At 50.0% G+C, this 17,260-nt stretch carries 14 protein-coding genes; 3 read left to right on the top strand and 11 right to left on the bottom strand.

The genetic code is table 11. The features are described 5' to 3' along the window. Positions 1-191: 191 nt before the first annotated feature. The 4 genes from NWE93_03205 to NWE93_03190 all read right to left on the bottom strand — a co-directional run bounded on the left by NWE93_03205 (position 192) and on the right by NWE93_03190 (position 4,226). Positions 192-1,421 (bottom strand): cation:proton antiporter, encoded by a 1,230-nt coding sequence (locus NWE93_03205; protein MCW3999226.1) that lies wholly within the window; start codon positions 1,419-1,421, stop codon positions 192-194. A gap of 107 nt (positions 1,422-1,528) precedes the next feature. After that, on the bottom strand, positions 1,529-1,858 hold the full coding sequence (locus NWE93_03200; GenBank protein MCW3999225.1) for a hypothetical protein: 330 nt from the start codon (positions 1,856-1,858) through the stop codon (positions 1,529-1,531). Between the two features lie 208 nt (positions 1,859-2,066). Then, a complete protein-coding gene (locus tag NWE93_03195) occupies positions 2,067-3,590 on the bottom strand; it encodes an ammonium transporter (GenBank protein MCW3999224.1) in 1,524 nt (507 codons plus the stop codon). A 168-nt stretch (positions 3,591-3,758) separates the two neighbouring features. Then, entirely contained in the window at positions 3,759-4,226 is a 468-nt protein-coding gene (locus NWE93_03190; protein ID MCW3999223.1) for an Lrp/AsnC family transcriptional regulator, read from the bottom strand. A 300-nt stretch (positions 4,227-4,526) separates the two neighbouring features. Here NWE93_03190 and NWE93_03185 point away from each other — a divergent pair, with 300 nt between their 5' ends. Both NWE93_03185 and NWE93_03180 read left to right on the top strand, forming a co-directional pair. After that, positions 4,527-5,441: a hypothetical protein gene (locus NWE93_03185; GenBank protein ID MCW3999222.1), complete on the top strand. Its 915-nt coding sequence runs from the start codon at positions 4,527-4,529 to the stop codon at positions 5,439-5,441. Positions 5,442-5,521: 80 nt separating this feature from the next. Continuing rightward, entirely contained in the window at positions 5,522-6,088 is a 567-nt protein-coding gene (locus NWE93_03180) for a MarC family protein (protein ID MCW3999221.1), read from the top strand. Positions 6,089-6,164: 76 nt separating this feature from the next. Here NWE93_03180 and NWE93_03175 read toward each other — a convergent pair whose 3' ends face one another. The 5 genes from NWE93_03175 to nrdR all read right to left on the bottom strand — a co-directional run bounded on the left by NWE93_03175 (position 6,165) and on the right by nrdR (position 13,545). Then, positions 6,165-8,540 (bottom strand): PQQ-binding-like beta-propeller repeat protein, encoded by a 2,376-nt coding sequence (locus NWE93_03175; protein ID MCW3999220.1) that lies wholly within the window; start codon positions 8,538-8,540, stop codon positions 6,165-6,167. Positions 8,541-8,858: 318 nt separating this feature from the next. Further along, positions 8,859-9,941, bottom strand: coding sequence for a hybrid sensor histidine kinase/response regulator (locus NWE93_03170; GenBank protein ID MCW3999219.1), 1,083 nt, complete (start codon positions 9,939-9,941; stop codon positions 8,859-8,861). Positions 9,942-10,281: 340 nt separating this feature from the next. Continuing rightward, positions 10,282-10,959, bottom strand: a complete 678-nt coding sequence (locus tag NWE93_03165) for an anaerobic ribonucleoside-triphosphate reductase activating protein (GenBank protein ID MCW3999218.1) — start codon at positions 10,957-10,959, stop codon at positions 10,282-10,284. A 13-nt stretch (positions 10,960-10,972) separates the two neighbouring features. Then, a complete protein-coding gene (locus NWE93_03160; protein ID MCW3999217.1) occupies positions 10,973-13,099 on the bottom strand; it encodes a ribonucleoside triphosphate reductase in 2,127 nt (708 codons plus the stop codon). Next, positions 13,096-13,545 (bottom strand): transcriptional regulator NrdR, encoded by a 450-nt coding sequence (gene nrdR, locus NWE93_03155; protein ID MCW3999216.1) that lies wholly within the window; start codon positions 13,543-13,545, stop codon positions 13,096-13,098. Before nrdR ends, NWE93_03160 begins: the two co-directional genes overlap by 4 nt. Positions 13,546-13,860: 315 nt before the next feature. Between nrdR and NWE93_03150 the strand changes: the two genes are divergently transcribed. Next, the gene (locus tag NWE93_03150; GenBank protein ID MCW3999215.1) at positions 13,861-14,229 is read left to right on the top strand and encodes a cupin domain-containing protein; all 369 of its coding nucleotides are present in this window, start codon (positions 13,861-13,863) and stop codon (positions 14,227-14,229) included. A 119-nt stretch (positions 14,230-14,348) separates the two neighbouring features. Here the strand turns inward: NWE93_03150 and NWE93_03145 are convergent, their stop codons facing one another. Further along, complete coding sequence (locus tag NWE93_03145) at positions 14,349-15,314, bottom strand: 2-oxoacid:ferredoxin oxidoreductase subunit beta (GenBank protein MCW3999214.1); 966 nt, start codon at positions 15,312-15,314, stop codon at positions 14,349-14,351. Then, the gene (locus tag NWE93_03140) at positions 15,304-17,232 is read right to left on the bottom strand and encodes a 2-oxoacid:ferredoxin oxidoreductase subunit alpha (GenBank protein MCW3999213.1); all 1,929 of its coding nucleotides are present in this window, start codon (positions 17,230-17,232) and stop codon (positions 15,304-15,306) included. The genes NWE93_03145 and NWE93_03140 overlap by 11 nt, the downstream gene beginning before the upstream one ends. Between the last annotated feature and the right edge of the window lie 28 nt (positions 17,233-17,260).

Here is a 17,260-nt window from a genome sequence, read left to right as displayed (position 1 = left end):
CAAAAGACCGCCAAAAATACCAACAAACAAACAGAAGCCAACCAATCAAAAAATCAAACAGACAAGAGACTAGGATCCAAAGGAACAGGCGCCTCTAAAAGGCACCATGTTCTTCATTAAATAGTCAAATGTAAACTAAAAACTCAGCTTTCTTACCCGCAAGCTAATCCCTACATCAAATTTGGTAGGGATCAAACGTCTGAATTCGCGTCTTTTTTTCTGGATGATCTATCATATGCCACTTTTAGCAGAAGCGGCGTGATAACCGTCGTGATCATAATCATACCGATAATAGCTGAATAGATACTCTGAGTAACCGCACCCGAAGCAACCGCAACGCCTGCAATAATCAAACCTACCTCTCCCCGCGAAATCATGCCGATGCCCACTTTAAGGGACTTATCCTTATCCCGCAGAAAAAGCGCCGCTGAACCCCCACAGCCAACAACTTTACCCACGACAGCCACTATAACTAAGGCTATGAAGAACACATAGAAGAAAACATCCGTTGTGAGGAAGCTTTGAATGTTAAATGCCGCACCTGCCAAAGCGAAGAATACAGGCGAGAAGATAACTGTGATTTTTTTGCTATAGTGGCGGATTTTATCTATCCGTTTGGAACTCGCCATAGCCATCCCCGCTGCGTAGGCACCCACTATGGGCGATAAGCCAATGTAGGCTGCTAGGGCGGCGGCGCCAAAGCAGGAGGCGGTCGCGGCGGCTTCGACGGTTTCCTCTGATTTTCCTTTAGAGGCAGTTAAGTTGATGAGTTTTGGAATGACCAGGGAGGCTGAAACGACCATAGCCAGCCAGATGGCAAGGGATTCGACTATCACGATTACGATGCTGAGGGGGTTTAGGATGCTGCCCGCGGTCGATATGAATGAGACGATGACGCCTAAAATGGCTAACCCCAGCACGTCATCGACTACGGCGGCGCTAACGATGACTTTGGCTTCGGGGGTTTGGATTTTTTTAAGCTCCTGGAGCACCACCGCAGTAATAGAGATGCTCGTGGCGACAAGCGATGCTCCAACAACTAAACTCGCCTCCATACCTAAACCCAGCAGGGAAGATAAACCATAGCCTAAAATGAAGGGAACAACCACGCCCATCGTGCCCACGGTGAAGCCTGTGGCGCCGACTTTTCGGAAGTCTGAGAAGGTCATCTCTAAGCCGGCTGCAAAGAGGATGAGTATGCCGCCGATTTCCCCGAAAGCTTTCACGATCTCGTTTATCTCGATTACCGGTGAGCCGTTAACGGTGAGGATTGCACCTAACGCGTAGGGTCCAAGGATCATGCCTGCTGTAAGTTCGCCTAGGACAGCGGGGATTTTGATTTTGGCGAAGACTTCACCGAGGACCTTGGCTGAGAATACCAAGATACAGATGGTTATTATGGCTCGTATGGCTTCATCCAATGCTATCCCCTCCTCTCCTCATCGTTCTATAAAACCATGCTTTTACGCAGGATAAGTTATCTGAATCAGCCCGGGTTTATCGGCGGCAGAATCAGGCCAAGCGTGATTTAATCACTTGACAGTGTCGCCGGGGCGCTTCTGAAGCTAAATAGTTTGCTAATTGGCCCTAACTTTACGTTTTTAAAAGTTGAACGAACCAGAGAAACCGCTAAGCACGCAAGCGAGCTACCAAGGACAATATCTGCAACGACGACGTTTCCAGAAAAAGAAGCGCCGCTAAAGGAGACTGCAGCAAGCCCCAGAATGTTTAGGCTCATGGCGATGGCGCAGAATTTTGTACCCATGTGGGTTTCGTTTTCGGAGGGTTCTGTTGCGCTTTCTATTACGAAGACTTCGTCGGTGATTTGAATTGTTTTGCTGTGTAGTTCGTCAGACATTTCTTTGACCTCGTTTTTATTTTTCTGTATTCCGCGAATGGATATAAAGGTAGTTAAGATTTGTTCATAATTGTTATGAAAAATAAAAGACTTAGATAACAAAATGTCAGTCAGATGAACAATCGCAAATAAAAATAACCATAAGTTGGAAATTTGTAAACATGAACATTCAAAAAAAGAAGGAAAGGCTAATTTTAGCCAACTGATTCTACGGTTGTGGTTCGCCGATCTCAGCTTCAGACTTCGTCTGCAACTCTGGATAGGCGGGGAAACCGTGTTCGCTGCGGTCAAGACCTTCAATTTCATCCTTAGGCGGTGCACGCAAACCGATGGTGTACTTGATGAGGCCAAAGACCAGCAGACCCATACCGAAAGCAAAGACTGACACCGTTCCCATAGCGATTAGCTGCGCAATCAACTGTCCACCGCCAGCTGCGCCGTTTACCAGTATGCCTTGAACTCCACCGTAGCTTCCGTCTGCAAACAAACCGACTGCCAGCATGCCGAAGAGGCCGTTGAAGCCGTGAACACCGAATGCGCCGACTGGGTCGTCAACTTTCAGCACTCTTTCGATGAAGAAGTTGCCGTAGATTGCGATTGGAGCAGCGATTATGCCGATGATCATGGCGGCCCAGGGTGCAACGAAAGCGCATGGCGCAGTAATTGCTACCAAGCCACCGAGCGCGGCTGTACATACGGCTGCAATGTCAAGTCCCTTGAAGTGCTTCTTGTCAAAGAGCGTGATGAATGCCGCTACAGTCGCTGCAATGCCGCCTGCGAGGTATGTGTTGACTGCGATGGTTGCGGTTTGGAAGTCAGAGGTGCCTAAGGTGCTGCCAGGGTTGAAGCCGAACCAGCCGAGGAACAGAATCATGGTGCCTGCAACGATGTAGGGTATGTTGGTATAGGGGAAAGTGCGGGGTTTGCCATCTTTGCCAAACTTGCCAATTCTTGGGCCCAGCAGCATAGCGCCTGCTAAACCAGTAAACGCTCCGACCGCGTGGACGACACTGGAACCTGCAAAGTCTCTTGCGCCGACACCGAAGGGAAGGGTTGCTAGCCATCCGCCGCCCCACATCCAGTGACCGTAGATTGGGTAGATGAGGATGTTGATGAGGACGGTGTAGAAGAGATAAGCCTGAATCTTCATGCGTTCCGCAACCATCCCTGCCACGATTGTGACGGTGGTTGCCGCAAATACTGCCTGCCAGAAGAAGAAGGTTAACGTTAACGGGTTGGCGGTTTCTCCGGCTAGACCAAAGCCGCTATAGCCTATGAATGCGTTGCCGTTTGCAAGACCTGGAAGGGTTGACCAGACAACCTCACCTGCAGCGTCGATTCCTGTGGGGAAGGAAGCGCCTGAACCGCCGAACATTAAGCCGAAACCGATTAAAGCGAAGACAACGACGCCGACACTGAAGTCAAGATAGCTTTTGGTCCAGTAGTTCACTTGGTTCTTTGTTCGAAGCAAGCCTGCACCGAAGTAGGCGAAGCCGAGCTGCATGAACCACACGAGTGCGCCCATAGCGAGGGTCCATGCCATGTTGATTGCTGTGATGCTGACGGAGATTTCCGTTGTTTGGGCAAAGGTGCTGCCTAGGCTTAGGGCGACGCATGTTGCGAGTATGCCTGCGAGTACGTAGAATTTGCGCGTCATGAATACTGTCGAGTGCTTTTCTATTGCTGATTGTAATAGGGTTGATGCTTTGCTAAGTATTCGTTTGTTTTTCATGTATTTCACCATTTTACAAAACGCTTGTGGCGTAGCCGATATAAGGGTAGTTGTGATTTGTTCATAACTTTTATGAAGTGGTGTATAAATGCACAATAAACTGCACTATATTTAGACAAACATAAAAAAAATACTGAGAAAAGCAAACAAGCCTAAAAAAGGAAAAAATTATAGCTGGACCCTAAAGTCCTCTTTAACAACATTCAACGCAATGCTAGTCAAAGTCTTCTTGATATGGGGAGTCACCAACAAATCCTTAATCAACGCATTCAAACTATCCCGACCCTTAAGCTTCACAACCGCCACCACATCAAACTCCCCCGTAATCGTATAAACCGCAATAACATTAGCCATCTGGGAAAGCTCCGTTGAAAGCTCCCCGAGATAGTCACCTTCGGTTTGGATGAAAATAATCGCAGTCAACTCGTAGCCTAACTTGATGGGGTCAAGCAGCGTGGAGTACCCTTTAAGTAAGCCTTTCTCTTCGAGGCTTTTGATGCGTGCCGACGCCATGACGCCTGAGACACCCATTTTGTGGGCTAGTTTTCGGTAGCTTACATGGCAATCTTCTTGGAGGGCTCGCAGGATTTGAATGTCTATTTTGTCGAGTTCGGTTTGGTTTTGTTTTTTTCTCACCGTAGACCTTCTTGTATTTGGTTACCTACTGTGCGGTAGGGGTGGCGCACGTTTCAGTTTTCATGGGGGCGTTCTGCGTTACACGACTGTAAGACAAAACTTGTCTTATTTGCACAGGTATAGCATTCCACTATTTAAAACTACCCAAGTGGACAGAAAAAATTGCACCAACTACTCACTTGTTTAACACATATCCAAACTGATCAGAAAACAGCTCAAACCCAGCAACCCACAAAAAAGGCTCCGCCGCAAAAAACCTTATAACGAAACAACGCTTCTTTGCCCCCATAGGCGACCCAAATGAAGTTCGGCTCACTCATCTTCCAACCTCAAAAACCCGCGGGCTTAGACTTCCACGTTTTCCGCGTTAAACCCGAAACAGGCATCCGATTAACACCCCAACCAGACATGCACAGCAACATAGCCGTATTCGCCGACACCCAAACCGGGCAAGAACATCCCGACTGGATTTCTCAGTCGCCTCTTGGACCAGCAAAATTCGGCAACAATAACTTTAACATTTACTGGAGCGTGCTGTGCGCGACTCAGCCGGATTACCGCGAGGAGCAACTCCGCTACATCGCCCAAGTCGACCGCCAATCCAGGGGGATTTGGTTAAACAGCCAGTACTTCGCTGAGCATAGCCACTGCACCTGCCCGCGCTGCATGGAACGCTACCAGAAAAGCGGTTTAGGCTGGGTGGAGTGGCGACGAAAAGAAGTCACCGACTACATTGCCCAAATCCGCGATATCGTAAAAAACGATTTGGTGCTAAGTCTCCAGCCTGACCCCGTCAGTTCACTGGAGCGCTACGGCGTGGACTTTGACGACTCCGCCAAATACGCTGACGCCTTCAACGTGGTGATGTTTAGCAAAAACTATGCCACCCCCTGGTACTGGGAGATGCTGACCCGCGGCTTCAAGAGGCTCCTCAAAAAACCCTTCTACATCAGCCTCTACGTTTACGGTCCAGGCGACTTACCAGCAGATGTGCCCCCCGCCGCCGAGTTACTCACGGTTACCACTCGATGTGCACGCGTCGGGGGAGTCGAGGGTTTTCTCTACCTAGTCGATGGAGAGAAGCAAATGGTTGATTTCCAGAAAGCCGCGGTTGAGAAAGCGGATTTGCGTCAGAGACTGCGGAGTTTCGGCGGGGAGCCTGTGCAGGAGTTCCTCGATAGGGTTGCGGGTTGGGAAGCATTGGTGAAGCAGTAGCGTTTCCGCTAAGTTTTTGTTTCTCCCTGAGACATTTAGTTTAGAGCGGATTTTGCACGGTTGATTTTGCAGGGGACTTAATCAGAGCCACCATTGCGCTTTTCATCATCGTTGATCCACTCGGCAACCTACCCATCGTCATGGGCTTAACTGAGAAAACCGATGCGAAACAGCGCAGAAAAATAATAAACGTCGCGATGGTTGTGGGGTTTGTGCTGCTTTTATTTTTTTCTTTTTTGGGGCAGGAGATTCTGGCTATCTTTGGGTTATCAATCTACAGTTTCGGCATAGCAGGCGGCATCCTGCTTCTAATTATCTCTATTCGGATCCTGGTTTCAGGCAGTAAAACCGAAAGCACGGAGCCTCCGGAAAGCCTCGGCGCCGTGCCCATAGCTATCCCGCTGCTAGTTGGTCCCGGAGCAATAACCACCACCATCTTTAACCTGCAAGCCTACGGCACCTTAACCACCATTCTTGCTGTGCTGATTGTGCTCTCGATTACATGGGTTATTCTGCGGTTTATCGGTGTATTCTATCGGCTTTTGGGCAAAACAGGCGCTTTGGTTATCGCGCGGGTTATGGCTCTCTTCATAGCCGCCATCGCAGTTCAATACATCCTCACTGGCGTCACCAACCTGGTAGGATAGAATGGCTTTAGCTTGTTTTGATAGCCAAATAATTAGTTGTAACTGCAAAAAAAGAAAAAGAAGGGGAAAAGAGAGTTTATGGTCGTCTTCGCATCAATAACGCAAGCACTGCGCCCACGATGATGATGACAACGATTATGGCGGTGCCCATGGGGATGATATAGGTGTCTGCAACCGATTCTGATGCCTGTGTTGGAGCTGCTGTGGGTTCCGCGGCTGGATCAACGGAAACCGCTGTTATCGCCGTTGACGGCCAGTACGAATTGGAGCCTGCGAAGGAGGCGATGATGGTGTATTTGCCGGGGACATCTGAGGGGGGTACCCATCGGAAGCTGTAGGTGCCGCTGGTGTCGCTTGTTGTGTCGCCGAGGTGTAGGAAGTTGCCGTTGGGGTCAATGGTGTCTATGGAGACTGGAACGCCTGTTGCGTTGACGGGTTTCTCAAACTGCATGTACTGATACATCATCCATGCATCCATGGATTCGTCAGATATTGCGGGTGTTCCTTTCGCGCCTGGCGATTGATCAGTGACTGTTCCGCGAATAATCGCCGAGGAAGCTGCGGGTATGCCGATGTCGGGTCCAGTGACGGTTATGGCGCTTTCGCCTTTACCTACCGCGTATACTTGTCCATCGTATGAATCCCAGGTTGCGATGATGCTGTCGCCGATTATGGCGTTTCCGCCCCAGCTGGTTCCACGAAGCGGAATATCCCAGAGTTTGGTTCCGTTTGTTACGTCGAGGCAAACGAAGGGTGCACCGCGTGGCAGTGGGTTAACTGGGCTGTGTTCGTTGTGGGAGAGGTAAATTTTGTCGGCTGCGACAAAGCAGACTTGCAAAGGCCAGTCGCTGCTCCAGAGGATTTCGTTGTAGGGGTCGCTAGCTTGGTATGTCCAGAGGGGGTTGCCGTTGCTGACGTTATAGCAATACACTACGCCGCCGTAGCCTGTTGAGAAGAGTCGCCCATCAACGATGCATCCGGACATGCCGTAGACTTGCAGCTGAGCCTGTGGATCTGTTGGTCCCCAGATCTGTTTGCCAGTATCCATGTTAAACCCGTAGATTGTCCGCTTCTCCTTGATTTCCAAAGTGAAGACCTTGTCAGCTAAGCTTGAGTCACCGAAGCTAACGGTTAAATCGCCTTTTGGAGGCGCCCAAGTTGTATTGTAGAGTGTCTGCAGAGTACTGCCCGTTGAGTCCAAGCTGAAAGCCCATATGCCGATTGGGTTGTCACCCATACCTGCCCAGGCCCCAGCGGTTGAACCAATCACGCGGTCCTCTAGAACTGCACTGATGGAGCCGGGTAAGTTGCCTGCACCTGCCGCAAGCGTCTTGTTCCAGTCATAGCCTTGGTTGCCGTTGAAGGTTTGCTGTGTGTTGGCTGCTGAACCCCAGCTGCCGCCGCTCATGTCGCCTTCCTGTTTGGGACCGATGACTGCAGTTGTTGAGTTCCACTTTGCAACCCACCCATGTGCCAAGTCGATGTTGTAGATTATGAATTCTCCATGGGATCCTGTTAGTTGTGTACTTGCACCGAACATTGCGCCAGTTGAGGGGATGTTGCTTATGCTGAATTGGTACTCGCTTGTCAAGGGGTCGTAGGCATTCCAAGTAGTTGTTGAAGTGAAGGTTGCCATGTCGAAGGTGGAGGTGGTTGTGTATATGTATGAGAAGACGCCGTGCATGTTCCAAGCGTCCCAGTAGAGAGTTTGACCGAAAGCTAACCTGCTATTGTTCTTGAACCAGACTTCTTCGCCTGTTCGCAAGTCAACGCAGAATATTCCCTGCTGTGCCCATCCGCCACCGAAGCCTGATGCATACCGATTATAGTATAGTCGTCCATCGATGATAACGGAGTTAGCGAATTTGCCTTCATATGCGTCGCCTGTTTCATGTCCCTGTATTTCGTTGAATCCTCCTGAGAGTCCGCCGAGAACTAACGGTTTGGTCCAAAGGATGTGGGAACTTTGGGGTGCAAGGTCGTTGTTTACTGCGTTTTTGTTGGGGGGAATGCTTAGCCAGTTACCTGAAACAGTGTACCAAGTGTAATGTTGAGCATCGATGGGGCGTGTCCAGTATTCTGATGGAAGCGCAGTGAAGGGGTAGTCTGGAACGGGTTCCTCCCGCACGACTAGTGTCACTACGTCGCTGTCACTTGCTTTATAGTATATTCTGCCGCTGATTGCTGGATCAAACATTGAAGCTGCTGACCAGTTAAACCACTGCGCGGGAAAATGGGTTTGGAAGGTGTAGTTGCCTACCTGGTTGGGGATATAAACGGTGCCTGTTGAACCAGTTGAATCGGTAGTGAAGGGCCCTAGGGTTTCGTTGGTGCCGTCTGGGCGCGTTACGCTCACGGTTAAGCCTTTCCAGCCTTGCGATTCGTTCTCAAGATAATCAGTGACGCCTAACCAGACCAGTACTTCCTGGTTAACGCCTACAGGATTTGGCATGAGTCCGCATACAGCATAGGTTGTTTTGGTTTTACTCGAGGTTTGTGAAGTTGAGTTGGGTAGAGTGGCGAGCATTGAGACAACAAAAACTGTTATTAGAAGCGTTGCCATTGCCGCTGACTTTTTTTTGTGGATTTTTTGCATGTTTTTTCTCCTAAAATTATAGCGCTTTCCGAGCGCATACTCGCCATTATTAATCAATCACAATTTAAGATTTGTCAACCTTTTGATGTATATTTTTTGCAGTAGAATTAAGGAAAAAAGCAAAAAAGTGCTAGAAAAAAAGAAAAAAAGCAACTAAATGAAGGAAGAATAGAACTATATGCTCTTGGGCACATGAAAAATAAATTTGGCGCCTAACCCAGCCTGCCCCGTTTCCCTGATGGTCCAATCGTAGGCTTCACATATTCGGCGCACCACATAGAGGCCATGATTAATGCCGCGGCTGCTTTTCTCCTCAAAGAGATGCTCCCGCTTACAATCCTCAATGCCTACGCCGTCATCCTGGTAAACGATGCAGGTTTCTTCTTCGTTTTCTTCAGCATAAATGCGTATGCTGGCGATTTTCTGTCCATGCTTTAAAGAGTTATCGATGAGGTTATAGAATAGTTGGCGAAGCAGGGAATCCGCCATAACCGTTAAGCCGCAGCATTGGTTTTCCACCCGTATACCCCGCAAATCCACAAACAACCCCAAGGCGTCGTTAACGCATTTTCCAACATCTACACCCTGAAGCTCTTCGACGCCAAGCTTCTCGTAGAGATGAGAGAACTCCAGCAACTCCACGATCTGCTTAGACGATAAATCGATGGCGAGCAAATGATTCATAGCAGCGGGGTCTTGGGCTAGCTTCTTCTTAAGCAAGTAAACATGGGCGTTTATGGCGGATAGCTTGTTGCGTACGTCATGACGGGTTAAGCTTCCTACTACCCGCAGCTTCTCGTTGAGCTGATTAATCTTTTTGGCGTCAGCAATCAACATGCGGCGTGCCCTCTTGCGCTCCACAATCTTAGCCACCGCAAAGGACAACTCACAGTAGACAGCTTCGGGGTCGCCGTTTTTGTTGATGTAGCGGTCAGCACCCAGATTTAGGGCTCTAACCGCGACCTCCTCGCGTCCTCGCCCCGTAAACATAACGAAGGCTATTTCATTTTTTTGCTGACGGATTTCCTCGAGGAACTGCAAGCCGGTTTTGTTGGGCATTTCGTAGTCGGAGATTATCGCTTCGAAGGGTTGTTCTTTGAGTTTTCTTTGGGCTTCCTCGACGGAGGAGGCGGATTCAACTTGGAATTTGTCTTCGGCTTCAAGGATTTCTTTTGCGATGGACAGGATGGCGGGGTCGTCATCTACATGTAGGACTTTGATTTTTGTTTGCTCTTTTATTGCTGTACCCTCAGTCATAGCGGATTCTCCATTTTCTGTTCTGTAAATCTCGAAATTTATGATTGATCATTCATTAAAGCAGAAATTTACTTAATATGTGTTATGCATTTATTGTAAATACTAAAAATATGTCTTAGAGCATACGCCGCAAGAAATGCTAAATTGACCAGTAAATAAATCTGGCGCTAACCGTTTCTTCTATAGTTGTTGTTGCGGGAGAACCCCCCCCCCTTTACACAACAACAACCCGCGGACTTGGGAAAACAACGCGTTTTGGCAACGGGGATTAAGGCACATTCCAGATTGGTTGTGCAAGCTGCCACAAGCAGAACCAAAAATGATCTAAAATAAAAAGGGGTTAAACCCTAAACATAACCTTCTCGACAAATCCGCCCAGCACCTTCCCAAACGCCACAATCTGCTCAGGCGTATAAGGCGTCAGAGACTGGAACCGCTTATCCAGCGTACTGTCGGGCACAAACTGCTGAAGCACAAGAAGCTTAGCGCCCCGAATCAACTCGCCCATAGCCGCTAAATCCTGCTCCGTAACGATTTCGGGGACAACAGTGGTGCGGAATTCATAGTTCACGCTGCCTGCCTTAAGCAGCTCTATGGAACGCTTCAAATCGGCGGTGTCAGCAGCGCCCAGCAGCGCATATTTTTCGGGACTGGCCTTGAGGTCCATGGCAACGTAATCAACCATGCCGAGGCATTCAGATAGAACACTGGGGGAGAAGCCGTTTGTGTCGAGCTTAACCATAAAGCCCCGCTCTTTGAGTTTAGCGATGAAACGCGGCAGCTCCTTATGCATGCAGGGTTCGCCCCCCGTGATAACGACGGAGTCAACGTATTTTTTTCGGCTCTCCAAAATGGAGAGGGCAGCGCCTTCCTGCAGAAACGGCGGCTGGGGGTCGACGGCGATTTTCCAGTTGTGGCAGTAGGGGCAGCGTAGGTTGCAGCCGGGGGTGAACAGCACAGAGGCGACTCTGTCAGGGTAGTCGACTAGACTAGTTTTTTGTAAACCGCTAAACTTCACTTTTGCATTTCACCTATGCCGTTAGGGGCGCGGACGCCATGACCGTTGAGCGGTCAAAGGTTTTGCGTATGGTGAATTCAGCTTGTTTACCGTCGTTCCACTGGTCAACGGGGCGCAAATAGCCGACGACGCGGGAGTAGACTTCACATCGTCCGCCGCAGGTGGGGCAGGTCTTGTGTTCGCCGCTTGTGTAGCCATGGGTTGGGCAGATGCTGAAGGTCGGGGTCAACGTGAAGTAGGGCAACTTTGAGTTCCAGCTGACTTTTTTGATGAGTTCCGCCGCGGATTTCCAGGAGTTGAGGCGCTCACCTAGGAATATGTGGAAGACGGTGCCGCCGGTGTAGAGGGACTGCAATGTTTCTTGGTGTTCAAGGGCTTCGAAGAGGTCGCCGGAGAAGTCAACGGGCAACTGCGATGAGTTGGTGTAGAAGGGCTCGGCGTGTTCAGCTGCGATGTGTTTTTGGTTGGCAAAGATGATGTCGCGGTAGCGTTTCCGATCTAGGCGTGCAAGCCGATAGGAGGTACCCTCTGCGGGGGTAGCTTCGAGGTTGTAGATACTGCTTGTTTCCTCCTGATAATCAGCTAAGCGGCTACGCATGAACGTAAGCATCTTCACAGCGAAGGCTTGTCCATCTTTAGAGGCGATGTTTTGCCCCAGCAGATTAAGGATGGCCTCGTTGACTCCGACTATGCCGATGGTGGAGAAGTGGTTCTTCCAGAATTTACCGTAGCCCTCCTTAACGTGGCGTAGGTAGCGGCGTGAGTAGGGGTAGAGGCCGTTTTCTGTGAAGGATTCCAGCACTTTACGCTTCATTTCAAGGCTGGCTTTGGCGGTTTCCATCAGGGTTTCCAGCCGCTCAAAGAAGTCATCTTCATCCTTGGCGAGGTAGCCGATGCGGGGGATGTTGAGGGTGACGACTCCGATGCTGCCGGTGAGGGGGTTAGCGCCGAAGAAGCCTCCGCCTCGTTTACGCAGTTCACGGTTGTCGATGCGTAGGCGGCAGCACATGCTGCGCACGTCTTCGGGTTTCATGTCGCTGTTGATGAAGTTGCTGAAGTAGGGTACACCATATTTGGCGGTGACTTCAAAGATTGCCTGTGAAACCGGAGATTCCCAGTCGAAGTCTCGGGTGACGTTGTAGGTGGGTATGGGGAAGGTAAAGACGCGGCCTTTAGCGTCGCCCTGCGCCATGACTTTAGCGAATGCAAGGTTGAACATCTCCATCTCCTTAGTAAAGCCGCCGTAGGTGTCCTGGGTGACTTTGCCGTTGAAGATAACTGCCTCGTTCTTCATGAAGTCCGGCACCGTCAAGTCCAAGGTGAGGTTGGTGAAGGGAGTCTGGAAGCCAACGCGTGTGGGCACGTTCATGTTGAAGAAGAATTCCTGCATCGCCTGCTCCACGTCTTTCTGCGAAAGGTTATCGTACTTGATTAATGGGGCAAGGTAGGTGTCAAAGTTGCTAAACGCCTGCGCACCCGCCGCTTCACCCTGCAGAGTGTAGAAGAAGTTAACAATTTGCCCAAGCGCGGTCCGCAGATGCTTGGCGGGTTTGCTCTCGATTTTGCCATGTACCCCTCCAAAACCCGACAGCAACAGGTCGCTGAGGTCCCAGCCGACACAGTAGGGGCCAAGAACGCCGAGGTCATGGATATGGATGTCACCTGAGAAGTGTGCAGCGGCTATGTTTTCGGGGTAGATGCGGGCTATCCAGTACTTGGCGATGACCGCTGATGAGAGGTAGTTGTTGAGGCCCTGAAGCGAGTAACTCATGTTGCTGTTTTCTTTAACGCGCCAATCCGCTACCTCAAGGTACTGATCCACCATGTCGGAGCTGCTTAACAGCGCGGCAAGTTCACGCATGTCGTTGTGCTGTTTGCGGTAGAGGATGTAGGCTTTGGCGGTTTGAGCGTGGCCGTTTTCGATGAGGCGTTTTTCGACGAGGTCTTGGACTTCCTCAACTGTGGGCACACCGTCTTCGCCGTAGATCCGCTGAAGTTCAGCAACGACTTCGTCGCTGATGTGTTTTGCTTGTTCTCTATCTTTGCCGCCTACCGCTTTTACGGCTTTCCAAATAGCGGTTGTAATCCGTTCTTGATCGAAGGGTTCTAATTTGCTATCACGTTTAAGGACAAACTTCATTGTTTCTTCACTTCCGAGAGGACTTTTCTGAAGTCTTCAGGCTCTTCAAACTGCTTGTAAACCGAAGCGAACCGTATGTAGGCGATGCGATCGACTTTTTTGAGGTACGTCATGATTAAATCGCCGATTTCCCCTGAGGCGACTTCCTCGGTGCCTTTCAGCATCAAGTCCTGGCGTACTTTGTCTGCTAACTCGTTGATTTGGGCCATGGCTACGGGGCGCTTCTCGCAGGCTTTTTGGAGTCCACGGATGATTTTGTTTACGTCGAAGCGTTGGAGTTCGCCGTCTTTTTTGCGGACCATGAGTTCGACGGTTTCGAGGTACTCGTATGTAGTGTAGCGTTTGCCGCAGTTGATGCATTCTTTTCGGCGGCGTGTGGTGTTCTCTGGGGAATCTCGTGTTTCGAGTGTTTTGGAATTCTCCGAGTTGCAGTAGGGGCATCTCATAGGTTATACATACTCAAGCCACATTATATGTGTAGTGCCTACAAGCTAATTAGATACACTACAGTTAGCGCCTATATAAGTTATTTTTACATCAAAACAACAATAAACCACATATACCCCCAAAGCCACACCGTAAAAAATACACAAAAACCTCAACAAGAAAAAACCCTAAACAACCCCCAATCCGCCAAAGCAGCCCTATCCAAACAAATACACACATCGGTTAAGGCTTGCGAAAACAATATAATCAAAACAAGCCAAAATACACAGTTACCTTTTATAGCAATCGACCGAAATCATAAAGCGGTCAGAAACATGCAGCCAAAAATCATAAAAGCCGCCAGCATAAAACCCTATTTAACGCCTGAACGATGTTACGTCGCTGAAAACTATGGTGATTGCGCTGTTTCCATCGCCCAAGCCATCGTCAAGCCGGGCGTAACCACCAAGGCACACCACCTCATAGACGTCCAAGAAATCTACCTCATCACCGAAGGAACAGGACGAGTATGCGTCGGAGACCAAAAAGACGCCGAGGTCAGCGTGGGCGACGTGGTAGTTATTCCGCCCCACACCTCCCAGAAGATAACCAATATCGGCGGGGGCGACCTGGTTTTCTATTGTATCTGTACGCCCCGCTTCACGGAGGCCTGCTATGTTGACGAGGAACCCACTGGCCCCTGAAATATATCGGGTTTGGAAACAGGGATTAAATAGGCAGAAGCAACATAATGTGTTTGAGGAGTAAGATAAGGAGTGTCGAGGAGAAAGGAGAGGCTTCTTACCTTGCCCTCTTCTTGTTTTTAGCTTGTTTTTAGGTCATCCATGAATTCGCTTAAATCCACTGTTGAGGCGCCTGTTTCGTCTTTCAACGGCTGCTTTGCCGGCGGATACTGCTGGTAGAAGGGTATGCGTCTTGTGAAGCGTTCCTCGAAGGTGGGTTCAAAGGGATTCTGGTAGAAAACGCCCAAGGGGATTCTGTCGCCCCATTCCAGTGCCTTCTCCATGCCAGCTACCTTTTTCTTGAAGATCTCGCTGGGGTCATGCACGACTGGGTCAAAACCGGTTTGGGCCAGCTTGTAGAGGCGCGACTTCGGTTTACCCGTAGTGACGTCTAGTCGGTCGGCGCCTGCATACCAGTCTTTGGTGTTTATGTCATTGTAGGGGGGGCAGGGCTGCAAACACTCCACCAGCGCCAAGCCCTTGTGCTTTATGGCCTGCACTATCATGTCTTTTAGGTGAACTACATCAAAGGCATAGGACCGCGCGACAAAGGTGAATCCGGCGGTGATGGCAAGCGAAACCACGTTTATGGCCTCGTTAATGTTGGGTTTAGGCAACCCCTTGGTTTTGACGCCGAAGCGAAGGGTTGGAGAAGCTTGACCCTTGGTTAATCCGTAGACGCCATTGTTGTGGATAACATATGCCATGTCAATGTTTCTTCGGCCAGCATTAACAAAATGCCCCGCGCCGATTCCAAGGCCATCTCCGTCACCGCCAAAACCAATGACTTCAAGGCCCGGATTAGCCATCTTTATACCCATAGCAAAGGGCAAGAGCCTACCATGCAGCGTGTGGACGCCGTTTGCTTTAACGAAGTGGGGAAGCTTTGATGCGTTGCCGACACCTGAAACCACCACGACGTTGTGGGGTTCAAGCGCAAGTTCCGCAAGCGCCATCTGGAAAGCGGAGAGTATGCCGTGGTCGCCGCATCCGGGGCACCAGTCAACGTACACGTCGGATTTGTATTCGGAGGGTTTATGCGCCATAGGTGAGCACCTGCCGTTCGGCTGCTTTGTTATCTAAGATATTTTTGAGGGCACCGTAGACCTCTGTGACCGTCATGGGCCGCCCCGTATATTTGAGGATGTAGAAGTTGGGTTTAACCAGCGCGTACTGGGTGATGACGCCGGCTAGCTGCGCATCATGGTTATCTTCGATGTCGATGATGCGGGTTTTGCCCATGAGTTTCTTGTTCAGGTAGGCAGAGGGCAAGGGGTGAAGCATACGGATTTGTATAAAGCCCAAGCTGTAGCCTTCGTCTTTAAGTTGATTGAGGGCTTCAACGATGGCGCCTTTAGGTGAACCCCAACTGACAACTATGTTCTCGGAGTCAAGGTCGCCGAACTCGTTTACTTTAAGTTCAATAGGCACCTCTTTGTCCACCAACGCAAGCTTATCGATGCGTTTCTCTAGCATCTTTCGGCGGTTCTCGGGCTCCTCATTAATGTTACCCATCTCGTTATGTTCGTCCCCGCTGTACCACTGCACCGCATTCTTTGTACCCAAAAAAGCCCGGGGCGAGATGCCGGTTTGGGTGAATTGGAACCGCTTGTAAGTTTTGCCTTCAAGGTCTTTTTCGCCCACAACAAGTCCACGGTCGATTTTGACTTTGCCGTAGCCAAACGTAGGATAGGTAGCCGAGGAATTCGCCATAGCTTTATCGAGCAGGTGAATCACGGGCATCTGGTATTTCTCTGCTAAATTGAAGACGCCGGCTGCATCGTAGAAACATTCTTCGATGTCGCCGGAGGCAACGATGATTCTTCCGAATTCTCCATGTGCAGCATGCATCGCAAAACGCAGGTCCTGCTGGCTATGACGCGTAGGCTGCCCGGTTGCGGGGCCCCCGCGTTGGTAGTAAGTGATAACGACTGGGACTTCGTTGTTGCCTGCCCAGCCTAGCCCCTCCACCATTAGGCAGAAGCCGGGCCCCGAGGTGCTCGTTGCCGCCCGCGCCCCCGCCAGACAGGCCCCCGACGCGGAGTTTATGGCGGCGATTTCATCTTCGGTTTGAAGGACAATTACGGCTTCTTTGCTGCCCTTTTTGGTTTTAAGGATTTCGTGGGCTTCGATGTATTCGCTCTCATCCGCCGCAGGCGTGATGGGATAGTAGGTTTGTATGCGGCATCCACCCACCACTTTACCCATGCCGACTGCCTGGTTACCGGAAAGGAAAATTCTTGCTTCACTTGTTGGTTGCTTTTCGAGTTTACGCTTAAAGTTGGCGGTGTTGAAGGTTTTTTCTGTGTAGTCGTAGGCGGCGTCGACTGCGGCTATGTTCATGGCGGCGATTTTCTCGTGGAAGGTGGCTTTGATGGCGTCCTCTACGAGTTTGCGGTCGTATTTTAGAAGCGCAAAAGATACGCCGATGGCTAGAACGTTTATCATTTTGGTGAGTAAGCTCATTTTTTCTATGTTGAGTTTCTGCCCGATTTGCTTTAGCAGGTCCATGTATGGGACGGGGAAAACCTGGATGTTTTTTGTTTTGGCGTGGTTGAGGAAGTCTTGGATGGTTTCGCCGGCTACGTTGTTGTCTTTGATGAATTGGCGAACGACGGCTTTTTCTTCCTCAGAGAAAGTGATTATGTCCAATACATTCACGTCGAGGTAGCGGGAATCAACGATTATGCCGCCTTCATTCACGACTTCGCCGACATGCCGCACCACCGTCTCCGCATCAAACGCCGCCAGCAAATCCACATCGCTTACATTAGCCAGCGTGGGCTGCTTGCTGATGCGCTGATGGAAGTAGCTATGCATTGTTTTGATGTTTGAGTGGTATTCGCGTCTGCCAAAAACGAAGAGTCCTCCGTATCCGCAGGCTCTGCCAAAGATGGTGGATGCAGTGTCAACTCCGCTGCCCTGCGGTCCACCTGCCATCCAGTTTAAACTCTCAATTACCATATCGCGTCACGTCTCGAAAACCCTTGTT

It is taken from the genome of Candidatus Bathyarchaeota archaeon, from assembly GCA_026014735.1.
In the GTDB taxonomy this organism is placed as follows: Archaea; Thermoproteota; Bathyarchaeia; order Bathyarchaeales; family Bathycorpusculaceae; genus Bathycorpusculum.
This window is presented reverse-complemented; position numbering and strand designations above follow the sequence as displayed.

Bases quoted from the DNA above. Each gene is read 5' to 3' on its own strand.
- NWE93_03145 (MCW3999214.1), bottom strand. From the start codon at position 15,314: ATGGCGCATAAACCCTCCGAATACAAATCCGACGTGTACGTTGACTGG.
- NWE93_03160 (MCW3999217.1), bottom strand. From the start codon at position 13,099: ATGAAGTTTGTCCTTAAACGTGATAGCAAATTAGAACCCTTCGATCAA.
- NWE93_03195 (MCW3999224.1), bottom strand. From the start codon at position 3,590: ATGAAAAACAAACGAATACTTAGCAAAGCATCAACCCTATTACAATCA.
- NWE93_03150 (MCW3999215.1), top strand. From the start codon at position 13,861: ATGCAGCCAAAAATCATAAAAGCCGCCAGCATAAAACCCTATTTAACG.
- NWE93_03185 (MCW3999222.1), top strand. From the start codon at position 4,527: ATGAAGTTCGGCTCACTCATCTTCCAACCTCAAAAACCCGCGGGCTTA.
- nrdR (MCW3999216.1), bottom strand. From the start codon at position 13,545: ATGAGATGCCCCTACTGCAACTCGGAGAATTCCAAAACACTCGAAACA.
- NWE93_03200 (MCW3999225.1), bottom strand. From the start codon at position 1,858: ATGTCTGACGAACTACACAGCAAAACAATTCAAATCACCGACGAAGTC.
- NWE93_03170 (MCW3999219.1), bottom strand. From the start codon at position 9,941: ATGACTGAGGGTACAGCAATAAAAGAGCAAACAAAAATCAAAGTCCTA.
- NWE93_03140 (MCW3999213.1), bottom strand. From the start codon at position 17,232: ATGGTAATTGAGAGTTTAAACTGGATGGCAGGTGGACCGCAGGGCAGC.
- NWE93_03175 (MCW3999220.1), bottom strand. From the start codon at position 8,540: ATGCCAAATCCTGTAGGCGTTAACCAGGAAGTACTGGTCTGGTTAGGC.